This is a genomic window from Lelliottia sp. F153, assembly GCF_002870005.1.
Classification (GTDB): domain Bacteria; phylum Pseudomonadota; class Gammaproteobacteria; order Enterobacterales; family Enterobacteriaceae; genus Enterobacter; species Enterobacter nimipressuralis.
Genome location: NZ_PKFT01000001.1, coordinates 1426743 through 1452577, shown reverse-complemented (window position 1 = coordinate 1452577; position 25835 = coordinate 1426743). Strand labels below are relative to the sequence as shown.

Here is a 25835-nt window from a genome sequence, read left to right as displayed (position 1 = left end):
ATTTTTGCTGAGGTTGAAAATGAAATTAAAACAAAGGAAAGTTGGCAGCAAAGAAATTGAAAAGAAAGTGCTAATAGTTTGTGAAGGCGCACGAACAGAGCCATCGTACTTTAAAAAATTTAAAGTAAATAAAATATGTGAAGTGGTTGGCGCCGGCTGTAACACCGTTAGTGTTGTAGAAAAAGCTGTGGAAATGTTTGCGACTGGGAAATTTAAAGAAGCTTGGTGCGTCTTTGACAGAGACTCTTTCCCGAAGAAAAGAGTTAAAGATGCACTCACCCTGGCACGTCGTAATAACATAAACATTGCCTTTTCTAATGAATCATTCGAATTATGGTATGTTTTACATTATGCTTATTTAGATACTAAAATAGCTAGGGGGGATTATATAAAAATCCTTACTGGCCATTTAGGTAAACCTTATAAAAAGAACGATGAAGATATGTACCAAACATTATTGGAAAATCAGCATCGTGCGATAGAAAATTCTAAACGTCTCTATGGCGAAATGATGTTGCCAGGCGCGTGTGAGTGCGATTCATATCCATATACAACTATACATACATTAGTTGAAAGATTGAATAAATTAGGGCAAGGTATTGGTTCATAGATAATTTTTATTATATTATTAACAATATTTATATCAAGGAGTAGATCATTAAGGTCTATTCCTATTTTTAATATAGTTTAGTAAATTGCAGGTCGCTAAGCTAATAAGTTATTCAAACACGATTATGAACGCATGTATCTATGGTCAATTTATAAACGATAAACTCGCACGGGGGTACTTTTGGGGGTATCTATGAAAATAGAAGCTAGTTTTTGATTTAAAAAACAATGCGTTGTTGTTTGTGATTTGTTCCTATTATCACCATTTCAAACTCTTCCCAAGTCTACCGAAATCAACTTAAAGCCCTTGTAATGCGGTTTCTAGCCCGTATTTTATCTCCTGTTATCAACTGGACTCAACCGGAATCAAGTTACAGTTGGGGGCATAAGTGGGGGCATTCTGTGTTCGGTCCAGGGAGATGCCCCCAATGAAACTTAATGCGAGACAGGTAGACGCTGCTAAACCCAGAGAGAAAGCCTATAAGCTGGCAGATGGTGCTGGTTTGTATCTTGAAGTCGTTCCCTCTGGTTCTCGATACTGGCGAATGAAATATCGCTTCAATGGAAAAGAGAAGCGTATGGCTTTTGGGGTCTATCCGGCAGTGTCCCTTGCACAAGCGAGGGCACTACGTGATGAAGCCAAGAAAAAACTGGCCGAAGATATCGATATTTCTAATTGTGCAAATTATAGTCCACCTTAAAAGTTGAGGGGATTGATCATTTGCTAAATTTAACATCTCCTGCAATATATCTTGTAACGCAATTAAGACATGTTATTTTTTCGCATGTTTACATTGCTCAGTATTGATGCGGGAGAGTTTAGCGGTCGTGAGGTGTATTCATGTGGCACCACTTGTTGGAAAATGAAGATCCGGGAATTGCGCCCAACCAAGCTTCAACGAAAAGAGACGCTAAAAGCCAATTCAAAGATGTCATCTACGAAAGACGGCCTACTGGCAGGAAATGATCTCAAAAATTCAGGAAGGCAGTCTTTGACCCAAACGAACTTAAATATCTTCACAAGATTGCCCGCATCGCCTTATTCTTTTATCGGCTTAACAATGTCAGCCTGGCAGGTTATAAAAAAACAACGAAATGGAGGGCGGCAGGGATGAGCCACAAAAGTACTCATTACTATAATAAACGTTCGCTTTGCGCATGTTACCCATGCCACAGAAATACTCTACCTGCCTGTTTTAAACAGGCAGGTAGAGTATTTCTGATAGCTTAAATTTGACACAGCTTAATATAGTGAGTCATTAAACAGGTTCAGTATGCTGCCAGAACGTTTTAGTCGTTATGGGCGTCCGTTAGTTTTCTACTAACTGAACGACGACCAGCCTGCCGCCTTCCTCCTTTGACAGAACAAACTGAGCGTTATTCGTCAGTTCAATTTTTTCCCCAATGGCAATCTGTCGTTTATCCGGTAATGACATAAGCCCATTTATGCCTTCATTTACTAACCACCACTGATCGTTATGGAAAACAAAATATCCAACTCGTTTCCTTTGTGCATCGGTTGTGCGCTCATTTGGCGCAATGAGGCGATTCACATGCCACGCATAGATTGACTGCCCGCTCCACACCATCAACCGGTGGTCGTCAGGACGATAGCTGCCTTCCTTTCGGGATGAATATAAATTTAGAACCGGTAATTTACCCTTGTATGGCGTACCGCAGTAGGGACAAACCGGCTTTGTCTTACCCGAGAAAACGTACCATTTCTGTTCACACGCCTTGTTCTGGCAGGGCTGTATCAGATCGACTGTTTTAACCAGGGCACTTTCCCACTCATCGGCGGTCGGGCGTTTAGTGGCATCGTGTAAGCCATCAATTAAGGCGCGTTCAAACAAAGGCGTCAGATAAGGGCCCATGATGGTGTAAGGAATTTTCTCCGGGTCAGCCCAGGGCAGCGAAAAGGAGGATAGCTGACTCACTTTGACTGCATTGCTTTTGTCTGTCGGATGTTCAATGAAGAGTGCCTTTTCACCCATAGATAAGGTCTCATCACGTACTTCATCAGACATGTCATGTATTTTCCCGCCACGTAGCGGATGACGGAAGAAAAGATACATGTAGATAAGCACCGACAGCGCATGACGGTCAGTAGTAATGCTTGGCAATACGCGGTTCGGATCTTCTTTGGAAAGATGGCTGGTTTTCACCACTTCCGGAGCGATAAAATCCGGGGTGCCCACCACGTCGGGAGGATACTTTCCAGGGACAACCAGGCCGTCTACGTCAATGATGCAGGCATGGCCCATTTCTGGATCGATCAGCACGTTTTTATAGCTTAGATCGCTGTGACAGAGACCTGCCGCATGCATCCTTCTGACGGCTCTTGTCAGCAGAAGACAGACCTTGAGATAGGTAAGCGTATTGCCTCGTTCACGTGGGTCGAGAAATTTATTCTGGTTGCTGGCGCTGGCAAACCATTTGCCTTCCTTTTCACGGCCTTTTATGCCCAGAAAATCATCGTTTTTAGAGCCGTATTTAAAGAAAAAGTAGCTTTTGTAGGTTGGAACCACGATACCGATTTTATCCCCATGCTCAACAACGTGGGTCGGCCAGCAAAACAGGTCCTTCCAGTATTCACCTCCGGACTGGCCAAAAATGTTTTGCCTGTAGCGTCCGGTGATCATATCAATCCGATCCCGGGCCTGCTCATTCTGCGGTTTATGATAAAAAGCGACGACATATGTTTTATCAGGCGAAAAGTAAACATCCTTCATCGAGCCCGAACCAATTACCTCGTCAACATATTGGACTGTTTCGCCGTCCTTTGTTTTGCACGTAACGATATTTGCCATATTGATCACCGAAAAATCGTATCCCTTACCACAACACCGCAATAGTGCGGTCATCATGGTTCCCTGTGGAGAAAAAGTTAAGCCAGTCGCCTAACCTCTCAGGCGCAATACTGGCGTCTGTAAGGACAGGGATGAGCTCATCAAGTAGACGGGTCCATTTTTCGTCACTGCGAAGCCCGTTATCCGTCTCAAACAGAGGGTCTGATACGCCGTCTGTCATGAGGATCAAGTGAGATACATCATTCCATTTACCCACGCTGATTCGGCCGCTAAACGACGGGTCTGCGATAATGCTCTGGTCAAGGAAGCGGGTTTGTCCTGCGTATTCTCCACTATCGGGATTTCCCAGTATCCTGACTTTACCGGAAGGGCTGTATGCACCTATCGCACCATCACCAAGCCAGAAGGCTGCCGCAAACAGCTCGTTATCCGTTCGTAGCGCTACAGTTGCCAGTAGGGTTGTTGAATAGGATTTCACCGGTTGTTCTGCACAAATGGCTTCATTCTGGATACTGTTGACCGCGAGCGTAGCTGCCTGTTTAAAATGATGAAGCATGGCGTTTATGGTTGCCTGCTGATCGCTCCCTTCCCACGCCGTGATGTGCTCTTTTAAATGGACGCCTTTCAAACCACTGAGCTGATTGAAAAGGTAATCGCCAGCCGTTTTGACTGCAATCCGGGAGCCTTCCCGGGAATTTACTGCACTACCGGCCCCGTCTGCGACCAGCATGACAGACCATCCTGTGTCCTGGCAGTGGTTGATATAGAAGTCGTCATCTCTGAAGCTCCCGGCATGCTCATGAGATCGTCCCCGGCGACTGGCGGCAGCAATACGTATGTCACCCCTGACCAGGCCAGCAGTGTCCAGATGGGACTTAGGGTAGGGAGCGTCTGCTGGTGGCTCTACCACCTTCCACAGGCTTCTCGGATCGGGATTGACTATAAAAAGCTGTTTTGTTTCACATTCGTCGTGCGACGCGCATGACCAGATTACTGAAAGCTCTATATCGCCGCTTTCGGTGGGAGTACCTGTCAGCAACTCCTGTTCTTTGTCAAAGGACAGGCCAATGTTCCGGGGAAAGACAACGTCCCTGACAGTAGCCTGCTGGCCTTCATCCAGAACGATAGCAACCGGCGAAGAGAAACGTTCGCCTGCCCGGGCGTTGGGTATAGTTATTTTAGCTCTCGGGGGAACGGCAGGTGGCACAGCTAATCCGGCCCGCTGCTGGCCTGTTGGTATCTGCCCGGGTTTTAATACCGGGGAAGACAGGTTTTCGTCTTCCCTCTGTGCTGGTTTATCAAATTCGTAATAAGGCATCAGCTTCCAGAACGGAGGATGAGGTTCATTTTCTGGCAGGGGTTGCAGTAATAGTGTATCGGTAGCGTCAATGCCCAGGTTATCAGCAACACTTACGACCGTTTGTTGCTGATCGGAAAGACTGGATGCTGACGAGGCGGCAATATCTGCGTCGTTGTCACCTTCGCTAACCCGCGCAGATAAACCCTGTGCAAGGCTCTCAATCCGCTCTTTAAGCCGCATAATCTCTTCGGTAAGGGATGGGTCCTGCGATAGAAGAAAAAGCCGCTCACCTTCTACAGGGTGGCCCAGCTCAGACAGAACTAAGCGGATAATCTTCTCTTCAAGTAAAGCATTTTGCGACATCAACCTCTCCCTCTGTTTACGTCGAAGTTAGTGTTTCCGCCATCATTACTGAATGACAGGCCTGTTTCACACCACGGGCAGATCACGTCATCCGGGCCGTCAATACACAGCAACTTTCCGCATGAGCACAGGGCAAACGCACTGGCATTACCGCAGTGGGGGCAACCCGGTACGCCATGCAGTTCGCTGGTGTTTACCTGCAAACCGGTAGCGGTGGCATCTGACCACGCAAAATAGTCCTCATCGATGGGATAGCATCCGGCAATATTAAAGCTGTTAAGGTTCAGGCTGAAATCGAGCCCGGAAACCCTTGCTGGTGGCCGTTCATACTTCATCAGGTACGGACGACGGGTCTTGCTGCAACGGCCGATAAGCGTAACGCAGTTTTCGTCATACGCTTTTACTGACTCGTCCTTGGCCAGCCGAACTATGTATTCAGTCTGGCTGAGCTCAGGTTGTTTGTCGTCCCCGACGCTGCGGCTGTGCGCCGTAACCGAAGCCGTGATCCATTTGATGAAGCGGGTAAAGTCCCCTTCCTGAGACTCGGTGAACAGCATGACATTCTCTGTCAGTTGCCGCAGGATATTCAGGTCCGCTGACGGCCCCAGGCCAACGGCAATGAGATTAACTTTACTCGCGTAGTGATCCTTCCAGCGCTTCACTTCTGCGGTTGTGTCGTCAGTCGGACGTCCGTCGGTAAGGAGGTACACGACGGGTTTCCAGTCGCCTTTAGCCTCATGAGTGGTTTTTCTGACCTGGGTATCAATTTGCATGGTCAGCTCACGCAATGCGGCCCCAAGGCTCGTACCGCCGCCAACGGGAAGGCGGGGAGGATAGAACGAGGCAATTTCGTGAAGAGGTACAATCGTACGGGCTACACCGGCAAATGCGATTACCGAGACCCAGGCTGTTTCAAGTGCGTGTGGATCCTTTCTTAAATCTCCGACGATCATTTGCAGACCATCAGTCATTTTTCTCAGGTTTTCACCAATCATGGACTCTGAACAGTCCAGGACAAAAAACACGGGAAGGCGTCTCATAATTTTCCTCGTACGGCTGGTACGGCCAGCAGAAAACGTTGCTGTACAGAAAGGTGCTGCCCGTAAAGCAGCACCTTTCTGTCTGTCAGAGCACCAGCTGGATTTCTGGTGGAGGAGGGGGAAGGGTATCTGTTCCGTTATTGATCCCCGCGCTTGTGCTGCCCGAAGACACGCTGGCTGATACCCATTTAAAGAAACCTGCAAACGCGGTTGAATCTAGCGTCTCCAGAGACACAACCTTATCGGTGAGCTGTTTTAAGTGCTCATGTCCTGCTTTAGGACCAACGGCGCAGGCAATGATGGATCCGAATCCCCGGCCGCGAATCGCTTTTACCGCTTCACCGTATGCCAGGGCATCAGAAGGGGTTCCATCAGTCATCAGGAATACCAGAGGACGCCAGTCTCCTTTGGTATCACCATCTGAGCGGCGCACATCCCGTTCAACACACTGCATTAGACATTCAAGGGCAGCACCGGTGAACGTTCCGCCTGCGCTTGGCACAACAATGTCAGAAAACTGGAAGTATTCCAGCGGCGTGAGAGGAATGAACTCACGCGCCTCATTGTCATAGGTGATAATGGAGATATGAACGCTTTCGAGGGCGTAGGGATCCTGGCGGAGAGCGCTAAGCATCGCCTGAATTCCAACGTTAACTGAATGGATGGACTCACCGCGCATCGAGCCGGATGTGTCAATAACCAGGTAAACAGGCAGACGGCGCATCAGATGTAATTCCTCAGGTGCGAGACAAACGAATCTGATTCGGAAGGCTCACCAATAGCCCTGAGTTTCCAGCCTGTAGGCTCGCGTATCAGCTCGGCAAAAACCATGGAGCGCTGGCTGGCGAAGGCGGGTCCGCCAGAAAGATCGAATCGTGCCATTTCAATATTACGGGCATCTACTGCCCGGATGAAGGCATTCTGAACTTTACCAAAGTGCTGCTGTAGTTTTTCACCATTGTAGATCTGAACGATGAACACAATTTTCTCGTACTGAGCGTCAAGGGAATTCAGGCGCACAATAATTTGCTCATCGTCGCCGTCACCGGCTCCAGTTCGGTTATCGCCCGTCAGCCAGATATTGCCTGACTTATGGCGAAGGCTGTTGAAAAAGATTATATCGCCATTCACCAGCGTAGGTTTACCATTTTCCACGTTGCCGAGATCGGTCACCTTTCCGGCTGAATTACACAAGAAAGCGATCACATCAAGGTCGTATTCTTCTTCTTTCTTACCAAAGATCCCGCCGAGGAAACCTTTCTTTTCCTCATTAATATCCCAACCGAGGCCGATAGTAACGGACGAGAGATCGTATTCATTTTTTTTCAGGCTTACGCCCTGGCCTTTGCTCAGACTGACAGACATGACATTCCCTTAATTAATAAAATTATAAGACCACATTTACTTCTGGCGGCGGCGGTGGCAGGTCTTCAAGACCGATCACTTCTTTTTTGCTGGACTCCACTTTCTGACTGCCTACCGAAATGCTCGCACTGACCCATTTAAAGAAAGCTTTAATCGTCGAACTGTCAGCCGTATCCAGCTGAACCACGATTTCAGTGATTTCTTTAAGGACGCTGGTATCGGCATCATGCCCGGCTGCACATGCCACAACAACGCCGGTTCTGGCCGCTTTAAAGTCATTTAGGCCTTTTCGCCAGTCATCATTCGGACTTCCATCCGTCATCAGGAATACAAGGGGACGCCAGTCACCTTTAGTGTCAGCCGTCGTTTTCTGTACTTCTTTGGCAATGGAGCTGGCCGTGAGGGAAAGCGCTTCGCCAAGAGACGTGGTGCCGCTGGCTGTTAATGCTGGCATCTGGAAACTCAGGAGGTCTGTCAGGGGGACTGCCTGTCGGGCTGAAGAATCAAAGGTGATCACTGACACGTAAGCCGTTTCGAGTGCATACGGATCCTGTTTCAGCGTGGTAAGCAGCGTCTGAACGCCATTCTTGACCGCTTCGATAGGCTCTCCGTGCATAGAGCCGGACGTGTCGAGTAGCAGATATACGGGTAAGCGTCTCAAATGTAATTCCTTCTTAAGAGATCGGAAGAGAAGAGTAGTTTCAGGAAGATGCCAGAGTTTGTTGAATTGCTAAAGCGGGATAATATCAGCTGGGAGGGGTATATATACTCAGATGCTGGCTCATAAGCCGCTTTAGAGTAACTTGCTAACCACCATTTAATTACTGACATATGAATGGCCTCCTTTCAACAGAAATAATTCAGAGCGTACAGGAATATAAGTATTCTGATAAAACGCTGGCGAAAATAAACTTGCCAGGTGCATGAAATCATCATACATCACAGATACTGCAAGTATTCAGTGTAAATCGCGCAAAGATTGATGTGTCGCACAAGTCGATGTCAATACGCTAGGTTTTGGAGGCAGAATGCCGGTTGGCTTTACAGACATGATAGTCGACGAAAACTATGTCATAGCACTACAGATGTGTCATATGACAAAATCGGGGTTTTCACCCCGGCCTGAGGTTTAGCTTCAGGTCTTTTTAACGTTATATTCTTTTATCAGTTCGTCAACAGCGTGCAGAGCCAGCTTCTCAACCGCTTCACTTCGGGTCGAGCCACTCAGCGCAGCCAGACGGTCAATTTTTCTTAAAATCCGCATGCGTAGCGATAATGACACGGCTGTTTTTTTATCCTTATCGAGTACGACCTTACCTGTAGACTCACCGGTTTTCAGTTCAGCATTCTGTGCGAGCGCTTCATTCATCCGGCGAAGGGTCTTTTTATCCAGCTGGCCCGGATTAACGAGATGATAGGAATGACCAGCCTTGCTGTATTTGATCTCCGCAGAATATGACTCGCGTAGCTCTTTGAGGGCCCGGGTTAATGTTGGCTCTGAGCATTCCAGACTGGTTATAATGTCGGCAGCGGAAACGGGCTTGCCGGTGCCCAGTAAGTTGGCAAGCTTAAAAATCCGGGCCTGTCTGGTATTTAATTGCATCGTAAGATTTAGCCTGCTTAAAGGGTTAGTGGTTCAATAGGCTGAAAAATGAAGGTACTGCTCATCTTTCGAATAACCCGGTGATCGCCTAACGCTTCAACCGGATCAATGTGTTCTATGCCTGCAAAATTTACTGACGACATCTGGCTGCGAGTGCATTTGCAGGACAGGATATACTCATCCTCCAGATAGCCGGTCCGCTTACTGACCCGTTGCGTAAAGCCTGACACAATCACGTTGTCGAAAGGTAGCGTATGTAAAACGATACCGACCAGGCGGAACAAGCAGCCATGGACGTGGCGGGCATAGTTTTCGCGTACGGCTTTTTGCGTCATGGCTTTTTCCGTCAGCTCCGTGCCCCGTGCATTAACGCCGTAAATTTTATCAGGGAAATCTTCAATCTCAGCTAAATCAACATCCAGCAGGACTGCTGATAGCTCCGGCTTTACTTCAAATGCAACAAGCGTTTCACGCGGCCATTCAGTTTCTGCCAGCACACCCGCCAGGTATGATTCGAAAAACGCGGCGTCTGTCCGGAACTGCTGCCGGGCATCTGCCTGAGCCGTGGCGAGCCGTTTTTCATGTTCTTCAGCCTCAAACTTCCAGTTTGCATACTGTTCGGCCCAGGCCGTCCGTTGTTGCTGGTACCGATGCTGTCGAAGGGTATTCTCACGCTCCACATCAATCAGCTCCTGCTGCCACCGGCGAAGATTTTCGGCGTGGCGCTCAGCTTTAGCTGATTCCGATTCAAACCATTTACCCAGAAAACTAATGCCTTCGCTCTCGGCAGGCTTTTCCGGCAATGCAAGGTAGTCTGGCTTTTCTGGACGCACCGGTGCCGGAACCTGAAAAGGCGACGTTCTGTTATGCAGGTACACTGCTTCCAGCTCTGCCCAGCTGATGCCTGTTTTTGGATCCGGCGTCAGCTCGTGAATATTACGGATTGCGGTTACCGCTGACATGAGTTCAGCGGCTTCCTGCTCAAGCGCCTGTCTGAGCCCCGGGTCGGTTGCCGTCCGGTTTCCACCTCCGGAACGCGCTGCACGGTCAAGCCGGGTACGGTAACTCAGCCCGGTACCGGGCAAGCCCAGATTGGCATAGGTCCCCCGGCTACCAAAAGAAACGGAAGCACCTCTCGGCCCAACACTCAGGCTCGGTGCACCGTTACTCAGGTTGAGACGAACGCCAGGAATAATGTTGATCGACTTTCGGAACCTGAACCCCATTATGATTTCCTTAATGATGCTGGGTCATGGTAAGTAATCTGATTCCATCAGCACTTTGGTCGTTCTGTAATCCGTAAAAACGAGCTCTGTCCAGAATCCCAGCAGCCCACCGGCGATGTGTGGCGGGTTCACACATTGCCCCCTGCGACTTAAACACAGCCTGGGTAGAGTTCAGGATCCGCAGAGCATCGGAGTGCTCACCCTGAGTGACCATCAGCGCGTTTTGAATGACCTCTATCTGACCCGGATGAATGGCCGTTTTCCCAACAAGCCCATGTGCCATATCAAGAGCCAGCTCTCTGGCCATAACGGCATGATCGTCAATATGCTCACACACGGGCGCAGTCAGGGCAAAATCACGCGGGCCGAAGACTGAAACGAGCATTTTGATGACGTAGCCCATCGGGCTGTCATACAGCGTCAGGTCCCGAGGACGGCGAAGCGACACAACGTTCATAAGATCGTTGCCGCCGATTCGAAGCGCAATAATGCGTTCGTGGCAGGGGTGTTCTACCAGGCGGGTGGCCAGCTCGCGCATCTGAACCACGTCAAAGACGTCTTCTGTTTCCAGCGTTGGCATCATGCACAGGTGAGTCTCGCCCATGATATCCCACCATTCAGCTAACGAACTGAGGGTAAATTTTGGTAATACAAACCCGTCGACAGCGGAAAGATCATAATGCTCTTTTAACCATTTGCCCATTTCGGCATGCCGGGGGCGAATGAACACCAGAGGCCAGTCATTTTTTCCCAGGCTAAGCATGCTGTTACTGAGTTCGTGCAGCAGCTGCTCAAGGTTTTTGAGGGCTACAGGGATGTCTGCTTCACTGACAGCATCCTCCAGGCAAATCACCAGAGAGCGCAAACCAGGTATTTTTCCGTTCAGGACGGCATCAGCAATATCTTCCCGTGTTGCAGGCATGTATAGCGTGGCTCCCAGATTCCAGGGAGAAAGACGATTTTTCATCAGAGCACCTTCTTGATAATGGTTACAGCCCGATACTGGCCGAGGGTTCCCCCCATTTCTGTAACAACTATTCCCTTTTCACGAGCAAGCCCAACAAGCAGTGCAACGTCCGGGTCGGCAATCGAACGCACAAATACATGGTCCGGTACCCGACGTAATACAGCCCGGGTTGCTTCAGCAATACCGGGTTTAATACGATTGACGCTGTCCACTTTAAATTCATCGGCCAGAAACGCGATAACGTCGCGACTTGTCTGCCATAAGACCCGGGCTGACTCCGTATTCCAGCTCAGAGCAGCGAGGGATGTCGGTGTTAACTTCTTACGGAAATGAGCGACGGTATCGACAAGCATCCGGCTGCATTCGAATTTACTGAGATGCTCGCAAACCATGCACCCATGTAACCCTTCAGAGGACCATACTGACCGGGAGATAAGGCCTGACACTGGCGCACCCATGATGCCAAAAGGGATGAGCCAGTCATCATCACTGGCAGCAAGCCAGGAACAGCCACAGGGATCGGCCAGGACAACCAGTCGCGGCTGCTCAGGATAGCCCGGGCGATCTTTCAGTGCGCGTACAAGCTCTCCGGTAATTGCGCCTTTACCTGTCCATCCGTCAACAAAGACAATACCGCTGGTACCATGCCGCTCTTCAATGATGTCGAGTGCTGCACCGTCAATTCCACGATCCCGGATGATGCTGATGCCGTAATGCCATGAGGTTTTCCCCATGTCATGCAGGGCCTGGTGCAGCATAACGCCGAGCGGTACGCCAGCTCTGACAAGACTGACCAGTACAATGGGCTCATCACCGAAGCGTTCGGCCAGAGCAACAGCGAGCTGTGTGACTTCTTTTGCAAGTCTCTCTGCGCCCCGATCCAGCGCCCGGTGAAACAAATCAAGATGCCATTGTGTTGGCGCTGGCTCCTGGCTGAGCATGTCCGAATAGTGTTTCTTCCCTGACTGAATCAGCTCTTCTTTTTGCTCAACCGGTGTCATCTCAATGACAACCGGCTTTAGCAGAAATTCCACGTCACCGGGCTGGTATGAGCCGGTAAATGTGTCATGTGGCTGCATTTTAATTTTCTCCAAAAATTCGCTGTGAAATGGCATCTGCAAACTGACTCTGACGCGGTATGCCAAACCAGCTGCACAATTTCATAAAACGATGATCGCTCAGGCTGTCGCCCAGACCAATTACGGGGAAAACGCCGCGTTCAGCCCGAAGTTTTTCTAGCAGCCAGCTGACTGCCAGCCCTTTCTCTACCGGGGTGGGAAGCCAGGCCACGTTATTACTGTTGCGGTGGATGTAGAAGCCCTCGGTCGGAAACACCGTTTCTATCTCATCTGCAATGGCATTGAGCTCGTCAAGGCGGGTGCTGTCGCGGTGCTTCATCACCATATAAACCGCCGTTTCACCGTATTCGAAGTTCAGTCTTGCCCAGGCATTGATCCCTTTTGCGTCCATCATTTCAGTGATCAGACGCTGCATCGATGTCAGCTTTTCCTGGTAGGGAGCCAGCTGGCGGAGCATATGGGCCTTCCACTCCTCGTCGGGTTTGCCTTCAGGCGTGAGAATGACGGCCCCGTGCGTGGTGATTGCCCAGGAGTGGAAAGGGATCCGGACGCGGCTGATTTCTTCAGTTCCCCGTGCAGTAACGGGAATGAGTTCAGCCTGCTCCAGGAGCCAGTCCACTAACATGGACTGTTCTTCCGTCATAAAGCTTCGTGGATTCAGGGTGCGATCAACGGCACCGGTACGGAATGGCTCCAGGGCCAGCTCGTCCACCATTTTACGACGGGTCTGAAAGAGCGTGTCGTCAAGGTCGCTCAGAACAACGGGTTTATTCATAGGTAACAATCTCCACGACGGGCGCAACCTCAGCCAGCGCTTTAAGAAGCTGCGCGTCAATACTTTCTGCGGGTGTCTCAGTACACACAAGAACGCGGTCAAACTGCTGGTGGGCGACGTTATAGACAAAATTGGGGATGCCCAGCCCGTAGTTATCCGTAAAGGAAATTGCGGACTCAATGGCATAACCAACGGCGATAGGGGAGCGGGTGGTCGAACCATAAAATGCCTGTGCTCCGGCAGCTTCAAGCCGTTCTGCTAGCAGGAACGGCTCCCAGACGAATTCCCCTGTCCCGAGAACCAGAACACGCTCCCCCTTGCGGACGGAGACCTCATGGCCGAGATCGGCCGCAGGTGCGAGCATCCCCAGTCGACCCCAGGACTGTTTCCCCTGGATGTCCCATTCTCCGCGTGAAGTGACGTTGACCTTCGGCATGTCCGGGACAGGTGCATCTGGTAATGGGGTCCATCCCCACTGACCGCTTACAAGAGAAACCGAAGTGACTGGTAAGGTGCTGCGCTCGGACAAGGCTTTGCCACTCCAGTCGGTAAGCGTAACGGCGATAACCTGTTCAATATGTTGAAGCTTGTCGGTATTACGCAGGGCAGAAAGCAGGTTAATAAAGGTATTACCGGTGGTTGCCTCGTCATCAATCAAAACCAGCGTTCGCGCGTTGGTAACACGACGTCTTTTCTCTTCATCATCTGGCAGATAGATCAGATGATCAGTGGCGTGGCTGTGTTCTTCCTTGAACTCGCAAAGCAACGTGCCATCAACCGGGTGACGGGTAGAGGTCAGATAGACAGATTCACGATGCTGGTGGCGCACTTCATCAAACACACCGGCCCCAAGCCCAACGGCGGTTTCAGCCATACCGATAAACAGTACGGGCCCTGTCAGCGTTGAGGGGAACTGGCTGGCAAGCTGTCTGTAGGCCTGCCGCATGACTGAGGGTGGCACGGGAATGTGCCTGCCGAGTACTTTGCTGACAAACAGAAAGGCGCGTTTCGGGTTACGTCTTTCAGCGATATCAAACAGGTCATCGAGCGAAACTTCACCCTGGTCGCGGGTTACCTGAATCGTACCGCATGAGAGGGTACGGCGATAAATCATATCTTCGAGGATATCAGACATAAACACGCCTTAATTCAGAAGGTTAGAGAGTGATTCCGGGTATGCAATTACATCCGTAATGGATCTCACCGCAACCGGAGAAAAGGTGTTTTTAGCGCTCTGGCGCACCATATCTTCAGACATCAGACCGAGCTTAAAGGCAGCAAATAACCCAGGAAGGTTCACCCCGCTGTGAAGGGTATAACCCACCCCCCCTGACGGACGCATGTTGGTTTCAAGCAGCACCGGGTTGCCATTCACATCGTTTCGCGTCTGAACATTCACCAGCCCGTCGGCCTTCATGACCCGGGCGCAGTCACACGCCAGTTCCCAGGCGCTTCCTTCGTTTACCAGATACTGGATAGCCCCTTCCTTACGGCGTCCCACGGCAGCGAGTATTTCGCCCTTATCCGCGAGGATATCGACGGAAAATTCCGGGCCTGGCAGGTACGGCATCAAAACAAGGGGTTTAAACGACTCAGCAGCTGATGCTGCTGCAATATACTGTTGCGGACTGACCAGACGATGTTCGGGATGATTAAAGACGGCCATAGGCGAAGCACTGTCATCAAAGCGCCAGAATCCCATGCCATAGATACCCGTCACCGGCTTCACGCATACCGGGCTGTCAGTGAAAGGCGGGGCCGCGAGGTGTGTTTTTAAATCTGCCAGCGTATTCACCCGCCAGGATGGTACGACCGGGAGACCCTTTTGCTCCATAAACTGAGCAAAAGTAACTTTTTCGTCAGCCAGGGTTAGCCAATCGACGCTCGTTGCACCGGTAGTAAGGGTGGCACCGGTCGATTCAATGCCTGAACGGTGTTCTTCAAACCACTGGCTGTTACGGCCAGTATGAATATGGTGGATGCCGTAGGTCTGAATGGTTTCCTGAATAAACTGAAGACGTTTTTGAGGATCTTCAGGTTCAGTCAAAGAATAATCGGCAACGGAAAGGATTTCATTTCTTTCGTTACGGTGGGAGGCAAAAACGGTAATGGCAAAATTATTTTTTTGTGCAAATGATTTTACCCCCTGAATAATATCTCGCTGGGAGGACAAACCTTCCATAAACCAAATTTTTTTATTCATTTTTTTTAATTATCCGGAACGCCATGCAAATTTATGATTGAGAGGGGAGTCTATGAGTCTCTATGTCACATGTCAATCATAATATGATTAATAACCCCTGGTGTTATGGAGTGTGTCAGTGTTTTTGTGTGTTACGGTAACATTCTGATATTTAATGCAAGTTTAGAGGTGTGCACATCCTAAAAAGGATTTCCTTTTGTGTTTTTACAGAAAACTACCAACATTTTCCTTGTCAGAGAACTTCATCATGATATGATTTTCTTCGTCAGTTACTAAACATACCTTTGATTGTCTCGGTCATTACCATTTTAAGGAATAAAACATGGTTTCATTAGTTAAGAACCAGACGGTATCACTCAGCAAAGAATCATCTGCATTAAGCCAGCTTCATTTCGGTCTCGGTTGGGATCCGGTTAAGAAAAAAGGTCTTCTTGGAGGATTGTTTGGAGGCAACGACTCAATCGATCTCGATGCTGGCTGCGTATTAATGGACAGCACCGGTAAAACAATTGACACCATCTGGTTCCGCAAACTGGAATCCACCTGTAAAGCTGTTGTGCACAGTGGCGATAACCTGACCGGTGAGGGTGACGGTGACGATGAAGTGATTAAGGTCAACCTCCCCCGACTGCCTGCAAACGTTGAATACCTGGCGTTTACGGTAAACAGCTTCCGTGGTCAGTCGTTCAATGACGTCGAAAACGCGTTCTGCCGCGTTGTCGATCAAACCGGCAAAGAACTGGCTCGCTACAAGCTGACTGAGCAGGGCTCACATACCGGGATCGTTATTTCTTCGCTGCGCCGTAATAACGGCAACTGGGACTTTACCGCCCTTGGCCATGCCTGTCGCGGCCGCACAATTGACGATATGCACTCCGATATCGTTTCAGCGGTTATTCGCTAATGAACCTGACGCCGGGGGGCAATGCCCCCGTTCCAGCCCAGGAGTTGCGGGTCCGGATCACCTCGGGCGGCCAGGTGGATGCTTCGGCGTTTCGCCTGTATGCCGACGGGAAGGTGCAGGGTGATGCGGACATGGTGTTTTATGGTCAGCCACGTAACGATGATGGTACCGTCAGCCTGGTCAGTGAAGGCCAGTACTCAACCTTTACTGTCGCGCTCAACCGGCTGAAACCTGATGTCCAGAAAATTGCGTTCACCGTGACCTGTGACGGTGGGCAGACGGTGTCCGGTCTTCGTAATCTTTCCATCGACGTGGAGCAGGGGGCTACCGGCCTGGTTAGCGGCATTGTCGAACTGAGCGGCCGTCAGGAAGCAGCCTTAATTCTGGGTGAATTTTACCGTCGTAATAATGACTGGAAATTCCGCTTCGTTGCGCAGGGGTTCAACGGTGGACTTAAACCGCTGGCAGAGCATTTCGGCGTAGATATTGCCGACGAACCGGCTCCCGCAGCCCCGACTCCTCCGGTTGTAACCCCTCCATCAGTTGAGACAAAAATCAGCCTGAGCAAGGTATCGCTGACAAAAGAGAAGCCTGCAATCAGCCTGACCAAACGGGATAACTTCGGTGAAATCCGGATCAACCTGAACTGGCACCGGGGCAGCGGCAAAGCGGGCTTCGCAGGCATGTTCGGCTCCAAAGGAATCGACCTGGATCTGGGGGCCTTTGTTGAGCTTCAGGACGGGTATAAATCGGTCATTCAGGCGCTGGGTAATGCATTCGGTGATTATCGCGATGAACCTTATGTTCAGCTCAAGGGCGATGACCGGACGGGTGATGTATCAGACGGTGAGTGGCTGCATATCAATGGACGTGAATGGAAGCATATCCGCGAAGTGCTGATTTACGCCTTTATTTATGAAGGTGTTCCCAGCTGGGACAAAACTGATGGTGTGGTCACCATTCATGTGCCGGATCAACCGCCCATTGAAACCCGCCTGACCGAAGGTGAAAACCGTCGCACATTGTGCGCCATTGCCAGACTCGTAAACGAAAACGGCGCAATTAAAGTCGAGCGTATCAACCAGTACTTCAAAGGCCAGGACGAAATGGACCGGGCATTTGGCTGGGGATTTCGCTGGAGCGCCGGTTCTAAATAACACAGCAACAAAGGAAACAGGTATGAGCTTTTTCGACAAAGTTAAAGGTGCCATTAACTCAGGCCGTGACGAACTGACCCGCCAGGTTGGCCGTTTCAAAAACAAAAAATTCATGCAGGGCACCGTTGCTGTATGTGCCCGTATTGCCGTATCGAGTGACGGCGTGAGTTCAGAAGAAAAGCAGAAAATGATGGGCTTTCTGCGCTCTTCAGAAGAGCTGAAGGTCTTCGATACCAATGAGGTGATCGAGTTCTTCAATAAACTGGTTTCAAGTTTCGATTTCGATGTTGAAATCGGCAAGGGCGAAACCATGAAATACATCCTGGCGCTGAAAGATCAGCCTGAGGCTGCTCAGCTGGCCTTACGTGTTGGTATTGCCGTTGCGAAAAGTGACGGTAACTTCGATCAGGACGAGAAACTGGCCTCCCGCGAGATCGCTATCGCGTTGGGCTTCGACCCGGCTGAATTTGGCCTCTGATCCACATCCCTAAGGGTAAAATATGGTTTCCACACACATCGGCTTCCCGACTGAAACGGTCATTGTTTTTATTGCGCTTTCAGTCGGTGCCATCTTTATTGACCTGTTTATGCACCGTGATGACAAGCCAATCTCCCTGAAGAGTGCGGCGCTCTGGTCTGTATTCTGGGTTGTGGTTGCGATGGCATTTGCCGGTTTCCTCTATATCCACCACGGTGCTGAGGTTGCCAGTCTGTTTGTCACGGGTTATGCGCTGGAGAAAGTGCTATCGGTCGATAACCTGTTCGTCATGATGGCCATCTTCTCCTGGTTCGCCGTTCCGGATCGTTATCGCCACCGCGTTCTCTACTGGGGGATCATTGGTGCCATTGTTTTCAGGGGCATCTTTGTCGCCATCGGTACGAGCCTGCTGAGTCTGGGACCGTACGTTGAAGTTGTCTTCGCTATTATCGTTGCCTGGACGGCGGTCATGATGCTTAAAAGCGGTGATGACGATGATGAAATTGAGGATTACTCCCAGCATCTGGCTTACCGCATGGTTAAACGTTTCTTCCCTATCTGGCCGAAGCTCAGAGGGCATGCCTTCCTGCTTAACCAGAAGGAAGTGGATGCCGAACTGGCGAAACCAGAAAACAGCGATGTCACCATTGGCCGTGGTAAAAAGGCGGCGCTGTATGCGACCCCGCTGTTCCTGTGTGTGGCTGTGGTTGAACTCTCGGACGTCATGTTCGCGTTTGACTCGGTACCGGCAATCATTGCCGTCAGTCGTGAACCGCTTATCGTCTATAGTGCCATGATGTTTGCTATCCTGGGCCTGCGTACTCTGTATTTTGTCCTTGAGGCACTGAAACAGTACCTGGTTCATCTGGAGAAGGCCGTTATCGTGCTGCTGTTCTTCATCGCGGCAAAACTCGGCCTTAATGCGACCGATCACATCTGGCATCATGGTTACAGCATCGCGGCAACAACCAGCCTGTATGTTGTACTGGGTGTGCTGGCGCTGGGCATTCTCGCAAGCGTCATGTTCCCGGGCAAACCTGAATCTGAGGAAAAGGGGAGTTAATCCCCTTAAGTGTTAACCTGAACAATTACTAATCGAAGAGGTTATTTTATGAGTGTTTCTCTTTCTAAAGGCGGGAACGTCTCCCTGAGTAAAGCAGCTCCGTCAATGAAAAACGTCCTGGTGGGCCTTGGCTGGGATGCGCGTTCAACAGACGGTCAGGACTTTGACCTGGATGCTTCAGCATTCCTGCTGGCCTCAAACGGCAAAGTGCGCGGCGATTCAGATTTCATCTTCTATAACAACCTGACGTCATCCGACGGTTCCGTAACGCACACCGGCGATAACCGCACCGGTGAGGGCGATGGTGATGATGAATCGCTGAAAATTAAACTGGACGCCGTCCCGTCTGAAGTTGACAAGATCATTTTCGTTGTGACTATCCACGATGCTCAGGCTCGTCGCCAGAGCTTTGGTCAGGTATCCGGTGCGTTTATTCGCCTGGTTAATGACGATAACCAGACTGAAGTTGCTCGCTACGATCTGACCGAAGATGCGTCCACTGAAACCGCCATGCTGTTTGGCGAGCTGTATCGCCACAATGGTGAGTGGAAATTCCGCGCAGTAGGCCAGGGTTATGCTGGTGGTCTGGCATCTGTGTGTGCTCAGTACGGCATTAACGCGTCCTGATCGAAAAGTAACTTTTCATATCCGGGGCTGTTAATTCAGCCTCATTCAACTGTTTGCAGGAGCTAAAAATGGCAGTTTCTCTCGTAAAAGGCGGCAACGTATCTCTGACCAAAGAAGCACCAACCATGAATGTCGCTATGGTTGGCCTGGGCTGGGATGCCCGTGTAACCGATGGTCAGGGTTTTGACCTGGACGCTTCCGTATTCGCAGTAGGTGAAGACGGTAAAGTGCTGTCAGATGCCCATTTCATTTTCTTCAATAATAAAACCAGCCCTGATGGCGCAGTAGAGCACCAGGGCGACAACCGTACCGGCGAAGGCGACGGCGACGATGAGCAGGTCAAAATCGATCTGACCAAAGTTTCAGCGGACATTAAAAAACTGGTGTTTGCAGTTACCATCTATGATGCAGAAGCGCGTAAACAAAACTTCGGCATGGTAAGCAACAGCTTCATGCGTGTTTACAACAACGATAACGGCGCGGAAATTGCCCGTTTCGATCTGTCTGAAGACGCCTCAACCGAAACCGCTATGGTCTTCGGTGAACTGTATCGCCATGGTGCTGAGTGGAAGTTTAAAGCTGTCGGCCAGGGCTTTGCCGGTGGCCTGTCAGCGCTTGCCTCCCAGCACGGCGTTAACGTTTAAAAAAATCTACTAAGTATGACCCCGGCAAACGCCGGGGTTTTTTTTGGTTATGATCAGCTATCAGGAGGGAAGTTGAGGCAAGTGGGGCGGGCGTTTTCAGAAAGCAGAGTGATTTTAATTCTGGCGTGAGCCTTTTAAAGCCAGGACCCGGATTTATCTCTGGTTGCAGGTTAAAGCCGGTATTCCGTGCTTTATATCAACAGCATGCGCCTCTGATATATGTTACGTTTGCAACTTATGAAGTCACGGGATCAGGACCATAAGCTACCCGGTCAATGAAAATTCCAAATCAGCAGGTATAGAAACTTCAACGTGACGAAATATGGTGTCACACCATATTTACTCCTCACCGAATATCCAGCGTTCTGAACTAAGCCTGAGATAATATATAAACGCTGCGTTTTAAAAATAATCAAAAAACAGGAGAGTTAATGTGAATCTACAACCCGGACAAAACATACCACTTCAGCAATCTGCGATCAGGCTGAATCTTCAGTACCCTGCCAAATCCGGCTTTAAAGGCGAGCCCGATACCTGCCTGTTCCTCCTTAATGCTCAGGGAAAGGTCACGGGTGATTCTGGCTTTATCTTTTATAATAATCTGTCTTCTCCTGAGGGGGCAGTAAAGCTCGTTACCGGTTCTCAGCAGTCCAGCATTGAGATAGCACTGGATCGTGTTCCGGTGAACGTCAGTAAAATTGCGATCACCGTTGTCATTGATGGTGCAGAGACCATCAATGGGCTCAGTTTGTTGAGCATACAGGCTCCTGGTATCGCTGACTTTCAGGCTGAGACTCAGGGCCGCAGTGAAAAAGCAATCATCCTGGGTGAAGTATATCGACACAATAGCGCCTGGAAGCTTCGTGCGCTCGGGCAGGGGTTCAACGGTGGGCTGGAGCCTTTGGCCGTTAGCTATGGCGTTGATGTCGCACAGCCAGCACAGCCCGCTCGTATAAGTCTGGAGAAGAAACTCGAAACCAGATCTCCGCGCCTTGTAAGCCTCGCAAAAAAAGCCTCGGTCAGTCTCACTAAAAATAAACTGGACACCCTTGAGGCAGCGGTTGCATTTGTACTTGACGCATCCGGCTCAATGAGTGGCCAGTTCAGTAAGGGCAACGTACAGTCTGTGCTGGACCGCATCGCCGTTCTTGCCGCCCAGTTCGACGACGACGGTGAAATGGATCTCTGGGGATTTGGAGAAAAGCATAAGAAGTATCCAAACGTCACACTGGACAATCTAGACACTTATATTCAGACCATTCGTGGGTCAGGAAAGCGTTCAGCATGGGAGAACCTGCCGGGTCTTGGGGGGACAAACAACGAGCCTCCTGTAATGGAGGAAATAGTTGATTACTTTAAGGACTCAAAAATCCCCGTATATGTTGTATTTATCACCGACGGTGGGATCAGCAAGACCCGGGCGATTAAAGATGCAATCCGGCGTTCTGCCAATTACCCCATTTTCTGGAAGTTTGTCGGTTTGGGTGGTTCAAGCTACGGAATCCTCAAAAATCTGGATGACTTTGCAGATCGCCGGGTTGATAACACACACTTCTTTGCCATGGATGATTTCGGTTCTATCAGCGACGAAAAATTATATGATAATTTACTGGAAGAGTTCAGAACATGGATTGATGAAACTAAAAGATTAGCTATATTTTAGTCCGCGTTAGTCTGGACTGGCGAAGAATAGCTCTACAAACGTGACCTAATGTAGAGCTATGTAAATTAGTTGCTATAAATGCTGGCGTAATGCGATTTCTTGTAACTCCGATCTTACAATAGAGTCTTATAAATACCCTAGACCTGGGGTTAATTACAATACCTGTAATTTCGAATCGATCGCGAGCTGATTGCAGATATTCTTGCGTCACATTGCAAGGATCTGGCTCATCTAAGCTAGTATAGAATAGTTCCTTTATTGTATTGATGTCATAATCAATACACTTGTGAAACCACTTAAAGGGTAGATCTTAGCCTGACATAACATGCACAAATCCTTTATCGATTTTAACTTAATAGCAATGCTAACTCATTATTCTCCCCCATTATAAATTTGAATTGCTAGCGTATAAAACGAACCCAGCTCAGTGAGGTGCATATAGCCCAACAATCCTTTTTGCTATGAGTTGGACCAAAGAATCTTTTTTGCATCTCAAAATCTGAGAAGTTATGTTCCTTTCAAAATATTCTCAAAATCAGTACCACTTAGATTCGGTGTAGAGCACAACATATCTCTGGCCAATGCGCGGCGCCGCTAAAGGAGTTCGTCCAGCGTTTCTTCAAACGTTATGATTTCAGTGTCCCTTACTGTTGGATAATACACATACATATCCCCTGTCTGACCAATACGGTAGGCGCGATTGGTTGCCTGATCTTCTTTGGCCGGGTTCCAGCTACGGGTGAAATGAATAACGTTGTTGGCTTTCTGAATGTTAACCCTAAGCTAATAGTGACTGAGGAGAGAATGATCACACCACAACCGGTTGGGGCTGGAAATCATCGATCAATCGCTGGCGGCTATTCCAGCTCTGACTTTTAGTACTGATGTCGCCATTGATGATCACCCGACGAAAGCCAAACTGCTGCTGAATCGCATTCTGTTTCTATGGCTGGAGATCTCGTAGCTTGGTGAAAATAATCACTTTCTCTTTACTGATGTGTTTGATTTCATTTAGCGTTTTCAACCTCCAGCTATGCTTTGGCAACCCTTCCCGATAACAAGGTTCAGGGTTAATCTGCAGGGTGTGCACAAATGAGTTTAAGACAATCTAATAGCCCCAACATCCCCACGCCAGCTTGCTCCATTCCCTGACTAAGGGTCTGCTGTTGTTGCCAGTTCGCGATCCAAGAGAGATACAGTTGCTCTTGAGGGCCTGAAAGCGGCTGTTGCTTACAGTTGGTGACTTCAATTTTTTGTGGCAACTCAATGAGGATTTCAGGCATTAAAACATCGCCGTAAAAAAAATCGATCCATGGGGAAGTGATTTTAGTTTGTGCTCATTTCTGACCAGCGCCACGGGCTGATAACCCATTTTGATAGCGATGTTTACAACATTAAGACCAATCTTCCCGTTGCCCCTTCAACGAGTATTTTCATGATAAACTTTCTGATAATCTGGACATATTTTCGATACAGTCACAATGTCAATTATCATTATTGTCAGTAATGAGGCTAAATGGTTTTGTCTATGAACACCCTTCATGATTGCGCGATGAAGGGGAATGCCTCCATAAGGAAATCGCCGATGCTCAAAGAAATTTCAAGGAACTGCAAATCTTTCATGTGGTGGCAAGGGACGGAAGTTTTACCAAAGCTGCGGGCAAACTAGGTGTTTCTCAGTCTGCACTCAGCCATGCGATAAAAGCACTGGAGGAAAGGCTAAATATCCGCCTTCTGACCCGCGCCACCCGAAGCGTGGATTCAACGGAGGTTGGGTAGCAAATTAATGCTTGCCTTGAACTTCGTATTGCTGATTTTGAACAGGAGTTGGAATCGCTTGTTCAACTGAACGGCACTGCCTCGGGTAATATTCGTTTATCAGCCGGTGAACATGCCGCGCGAAGTCTGGTATGGCCAAGGCTAAAAAGTTTCCTAGGAGAATAGCCGGAAATTAATATTTACCTGGTGGTCGATAACGGCTTTATCGATATTATTGAGGGGCGTTTTAATGCCGGAGCCCGTCTGGGCGAAAGCGTTGATAAGGATATGATCGTCGTGCGAATTGGACCGGACATGCGAATGGCTGTGGTGGGGGGGCCGTCTTATTTTGCCACTCATCCCGTGCCCGAAACGCCTCACGACCTACAAAATCGTCGGTACATTAATATACGCCTGCCAACTGCCGGTGGGCTTTATCACTTGGAGTTCGAGAGGGAAGGGAAACTGCTACGAGTCAGAGTTGAAGGCAAGGTGACGTTGCCTGTGTTCCGGAGAATATGGTTCAGGATTACCTCAATTAAGGTGAGCTTATTCAGGTTCTGCAGGACTGGTGTCCTTCTTACCTCAGTTATTACCTTTATTACCCCAGTCGTAAGCAGCATCCGCCCGCTTTTGCATTAATGATCGACGCCCTGCGTTATTCTGAATAGAAATCAGCGATATCAAAATGATACCGCTGACATAAAAAGCGTTTAAACATCAAGTTTACGGCCAGTCAGCCATTCCACCATCGCCGGGTCGCGATGTGAGAAGAAGGCGCTGGTTGCGGTGTCGAGGGCAGCAATTTGCAGCATATCTTCAGAACCGAGTTCAAAATCGAGAATGTTAATGTTCTCTTCCATGCGTTCTTTGCGCACCGATTTCGCCAGCGAAACGATGCCTCGCTGGAAGAGCCAACGCAGAACAACCTGGCCCACGCTTTTGCCGTACTTCTGACCCATCGCGGTTAACACGGGGTGCTGGAAAAGGCCATTTCTCCCTTCTGCAAACGGTGCCCAGGCTTCCGGCTGAATGCCATGGCTTTGATTCCATGGAACGGCATGCAGCTGCTGGTTGAAGGGGTTAACTTCAATCTGGTTTACCGCAGGAGCCACTTTGTTGAAGGCGATAAGGTCGGCCAGTCGGTCAGGATGGAAATTGCTGACACCAATGGCGCGAATTTTGCCTGCCTGTTGCAGTTCTTCCATGGCTCGCCAGGCTCCATGGACATCACCGTAAGGCTGGTGAATCAGATACAGGTCGACGTAATCAAGTTGCAGCCGATTCAGGGAGCGTTCGAACTGTGCTTTAGCGCCTTCGTAATGAGTATCCTGCAGCCACAGTTTGGTTGTGATAAAGAGTTCGTTACGTGCGATGCCGGTCTGTTTCAGCGCGTTCCCGACCTGGGTTTCATTCTGGTAAGACGCGGCGGTATCGATCAGGCGATATCCGGTATCGATGGCATCAATAACGGCTCTTTCGCACTCGGCGGCATCTGTCATCTGAAACACACCAAAGCCCAGCAGGGGCATTTCAATACCGTTGTTCAGTTTTACAGTTTGCATGACGTTATCCTTCAGCTGTTGTGTTGGTAAAGCATAACGCAAACGTATTTATTCTATTAGAGGGGTAATTAGCTAGGGTTTATTAGATGAATTCATTAATCGAATGGAGAGGGCCGTCCGCTTTGTGCCAGCAACATCACTGATACTGAAGGAGCAGCGGGCGCTCATTGAGAACAGTGATATCGGCTCGATATGCTGAGGGAAATAATTCGCTTTTTTTTATATAATATTTTTTACATACCGCGCTATTTTCTACCTTGCGTCTTAAGTTTTAAGCTACTCATTATGAATTATTTATGAACGGGTTCGAAACCCTCACCTTGCCCGAGAGGTGATATTTTGTTAAATTATCCGCATTAGCGTCAAATACATTTAGTAGTAAACCGGCGCTAATTATACAATAATGAGTGATGGAGCCAAAATGAAGTATGCGTTTGCATTAATATTGAGTATGGTATTGTCAGGTTGTACCGCAAATGATTGGATTGATGCTGCAAGTGGGATAATGCAGGCTAACGATCAACACGAAAAAGACTCAAGAAATCAGCGCATCAAAGACGCCAACAGGGCTGCAGGCTACTGATATCAAGGTGATTAAGACACTCCTCTTCTTGTATTCTCAACAGAAGAGGAATG

The 25835-nt window shown here is 49.2% G+C and carries 24 protein-coding genes and 3 pseudogenes; 12 read left to right on the top strand and 15 right to left on the bottom strand.

Annotation, left to right across the window (positions count from 1 at the left end; translation table 11 throughout):
• The first annotated feature begins 19 nt into the window (after positions 1 to 19).
• The 3 genes and pseudogenes from F153LOC_RS06905 to F153LOC_RS21600 all read left to right on the top strand — a co-directional run bounded on the left by F153LOC_RS06905 (position 20) and on the right by F153LOC_RS21600 (position 1724).
• Positions 20 to 610: an RloB family protein gene (locus F153LOC_RS06905; RefSeq protein WP_102104377.1), complete on the top strand. Its 591-nt coding sequence runs from the start codon at positions 20 to 22 to the stop codon at positions 608 to 610.
• Between the two features lie 427 nt (positions 611 to 1037).
• Positions 1038 to 1283: pseudogene (locus F153LOC_RS06900) on the top strand (Arm DNA-binding domain-containing protein); the annotation flags it as partial.
• A 111-nt stretch (positions 1284 to 1394) separates the two neighbouring features.
• Positions 1395 to 1724, top strand: a complete 330-nt coding sequence (locus F153LOC_RS21600) for a hypothetical protein (RefSeq protein ID WP_146003484.1) — start codon at positions 1395 to 1397, stop codon at positions 1722 to 1724.
• A gap of 195 nt (positions 1725 to 1919) precedes the next feature.
• Here F153LOC_RS21600 and F153LOC_RS06895 read toward each other — a convergent pair whose 3' ends face one another.
• The 13 genes from F153LOC_RS06895 to F153LOC_RS06835 form a co-directional block, all read right to left on the bottom strand.
• A complete protein-coding gene (locus F153LOC_RS06895) occupies positions 1920 to 3419 on the bottom strand; it encodes a helix-hairpin-helix domain-containing protein (protein WP_102104418.1) in 1500 nt (499 codons plus the stop codon).
• Between the two features lie 25 nt (positions 3420 to 3444).
• Positions 3445 to 5082, bottom strand: a complete 1638-nt coding sequence (locus F153LOC_RS06890) for a PP2C family serine/threonine-protein phosphatase (RefSeq protein ID WP_102104376.1) — start codon at positions 5080 to 5082, stop codon at positions 3445 to 3447.
• Complete coding sequence (locus tag F153LOC_RS06885) at positions 5082 to 6122, bottom strand: TerY-C metal binding domain-containing protein (RefSeq protein ID WP_102104375.1); 1041 nt, start codon at positions 6120 to 6122, stop codon at positions 5082 to 5084. Before F153LOC_RS06885 ends, F153LOC_RS06890 begins: the two co-directional genes overlap by 1 nt.
• Before the next feature lie 85 nt (positions 6123 to 6207).
• A complete protein-coding gene (locus F153LOC_RS06880; protein WP_102104374.1) occupies positions 6208 to 6846 on the bottom strand; it encodes a VWA domain-containing protein in 639 nt (212 codons plus the stop codon).
• On the bottom strand, positions 6846 to 7487 hold the full coding sequence (locus F153LOC_RS06875) for a TerD family protein (RefSeq protein WP_075849286.1): 642 nt from the start codon (positions 7485 to 7487) through the stop codon (positions 6846 to 6848). Before F153LOC_RS06875 ends, F153LOC_RS06880 begins: the two co-directional genes overlap by 1 nt.
• A gap of 22 nt (positions 7488 to 7509) precedes the next feature.
• Positions 7510 to 8148, bottom strand: a complete 639-nt coding sequence (locus F153LOC_RS06870; RefSeq protein WP_024179285.1) for a VWA domain-containing protein — start codon at positions 8146 to 8148, stop codon at positions 7510 to 7512.
• Between the two features lie 474 nt (positions 8149 to 8622).
• Complete coding sequence (gene terW / locus F153LOC_RS06865) at positions 8623 to 9090, bottom strand: tellurium resistance protein TerW (RefSeq protein WP_102104373.1); 468 nt, start codon at positions 9088 to 9090, stop codon at positions 8623 to 8625.
• Positions 9091 to 9107: 17 nt separating this feature from the next.
• Positions 9108 to 10316, bottom strand: a complete 1209-nt coding sequence (locus F153LOC_RS06860; RefSeq protein WP_102104372.1) for a DUF4236 domain-containing protein — start codon at positions 10314 to 10316, stop codon at positions 9108 to 9110.
• A gap of 10 nt (positions 10317 to 10326) precedes the next feature.
• The gene (locus F153LOC_RS06855; protein ID WP_102104371.1) at positions 10327 to 11283 is read right to left on the bottom strand and encodes an HpcH/HpaI aldolase/citrate lyase family protein; all 957 of its coding nucleotides are present in this window, start codon (positions 11281 to 11283) and stop codon (positions 10327 to 10329) included.
• A complete protein-coding gene (locus tag F153LOC_RS06850; RefSeq protein WP_102104370.1) occupies positions 11283 to 12362 on the bottom strand; it encodes a cysteine protease StiP family protein in 1080 nt (359 codons plus the stop codon). Before F153LOC_RS06850 ends, F153LOC_RS06855 begins: the two co-directional genes overlap by 1 nt.
• A gap of 1 nt (position 12363) precedes the next feature.
• Entirely contained in the window at positions 12364 to 13137 is a 774-nt protein-coding gene (locus tag F153LOC_RS06845) for a hypothetical protein (protein WP_102104369.1), read from the bottom strand.
• A complete protein-coding gene (locus F153LOC_RS06840; RefSeq protein WP_102104368.1) occupies positions 13130 to 14272 on the bottom strand; it encodes a phosphoribosyltransferase domain-containing protein in 1143 nt (380 codons plus the stop codon). The genes F153LOC_RS06845 and F153LOC_RS06840 overlap by 8 nt, the downstream gene beginning before the upstream one ends.
• Before the next feature lie 9 nt (positions 14273 to 14281).
• Entirely contained in the window at positions 14282 to 15340 is a 1059-nt protein-coding gene (locus tag F153LOC_RS06835) for an ATP-grasp domain-containing protein (protein ID WP_102104367.1), read from the bottom strand.
• A 322-nt stretch (positions 15341 to 15662) separates the two neighbouring features.
• On the opposite strand from F153LOC_RS06835, the gene F153LOC_RS06830 reads away from it, so the two are divergent.
• The 7 genes from F153LOC_RS06830 (at position 15663) to F153LOC_RS06800 (ending at position 21876) form a co-directional block, all read left to right on the top strand.
• Positions 15663 to 16244 (top strand): TerD family protein, encoded by a 582-nt coding sequence (locus F153LOC_RS06830; protein WP_102104366.1) that lies wholly within the window; start codon positions 15663 to 15665, stop codon positions 16242 to 16244.
• The gene (locus F153LOC_RS06825; RefSeq protein WP_102104365.1) at positions 16244 to 17401 is read left to right on the top strand and encodes a TerD family protein; all 1158 of its coding nucleotides are present in this window, start codon (positions 16244 to 16246) and stop codon (positions 17399 to 17401) included. Before F153LOC_RS06830 ends, F153LOC_RS06825 begins: the two co-directional genes overlap by 1 nt.
• Positions 17402 to 17423: 22 nt before the next feature.
• Entirely contained in the window at positions 17424 to 17879 is a 456-nt protein-coding gene (locus tag F153LOC_RS06820; protein WP_000007449.1) for a tellurite resistance TerB family protein, read from the top strand.
• A 22-nt stretch (positions 17880 to 17901) separates the two neighbouring features.
• Positions 17902 to 18942: a tellurium resistance membrane protein TerC gene (terC, locus tag F153LOC_RS06815; RefSeq protein WP_000255079.1), complete on the top strand. Its 1041-nt coding sequence runs from the start codon at positions 17902 to 17904 to the stop codon at positions 18940 to 18942.
• Between the two features lie 48 nt (positions 18943 to 18990).
• Positions 18991 to 19569 (top strand): tellurium resistance membrane protein TerD, encoded by a 579-nt coding sequence (gene terD / locus F153LOC_RS06810; RefSeq protein ID WP_000116680.1) that lies wholly within the window; start codon positions 18991 to 18993, stop codon positions 19567 to 19569.
• A gap of 68 nt (positions 19570 to 19637) precedes the next feature.
• Positions 19638 to 20213 carry a TerD family protein gene (locus F153LOC_RS06805; RefSeq protein WP_102104364.1) on the top strand — a complete coding sequence of 192 codons (576 nt, stop codon included), beginning with the start codon at positions 19638 to 19640 and terminating at the stop codon, positions 20211 to 20213.
• A 433-nt stretch (positions 20214 to 20646) separates the two neighbouring features.
• Positions 20647 to 21876 (top strand): VWA domain-containing protein, encoded by a 1230-nt coding sequence (locus tag F153LOC_RS06800; RefSeq protein WP_102104363.1) that lies wholly within the window; start codon positions 20647 to 20649, stop codon positions 21874 to 21876.
• A gap of 507 nt (positions 21877 to 22383) precedes the next feature.
• Here the strand turns inward: F153LOC_RS06800 and F153LOC_RS06790 are convergent.
• A pseudogene (locus tag F153LOC_RS06790) lies at positions 22384 to 23153 on the bottom strand (helicase-related protein); the annotation flags it as partial.
• A 301-nt stretch (positions 23154 to 23454) separates the two neighbouring features.
• Between F153LOC_RS06790 and F153LOC_RS06785 the strand changes: the two are divergent.
• Positions 23455 to 24305: pseudogene (locus F153LOC_RS06785) on the top strand (LysR family transcriptional regulator).
• 42 nt (positions 24306 to 24347) lie between these two features.
• On the opposite strand, the gene F153LOC_RS06780 reads toward F153LOC_RS06785, so the two are convergent.
• Positions 24348 to 25199: an aldo/keto reductase gene (locus tag F153LOC_RS06780; RefSeq protein ID WP_102104362.1), complete on the bottom strand. Its 852-nt coding sequence runs from the start codon at positions 25197 to 25199 to the stop codon at positions 24348 to 24350.
• 421 nt (positions 25200 to 25620) lie between these two features.
• Between F153LOC_RS06780 and F153LOC_RS21665 the strand changes: the two genes are divergently transcribed.
• Positions 25621 to 25782 (top strand): hypothetical protein, encoded by a 162-nt coding sequence (locus tag F153LOC_RS21665; RefSeq protein WP_199174661.1) that lies wholly within the window; start codon positions 25621 to 25623, stop codon positions 25780 to 25782.
• Positions 25783 to 25835: the final 53 nt, after the last annotated feature.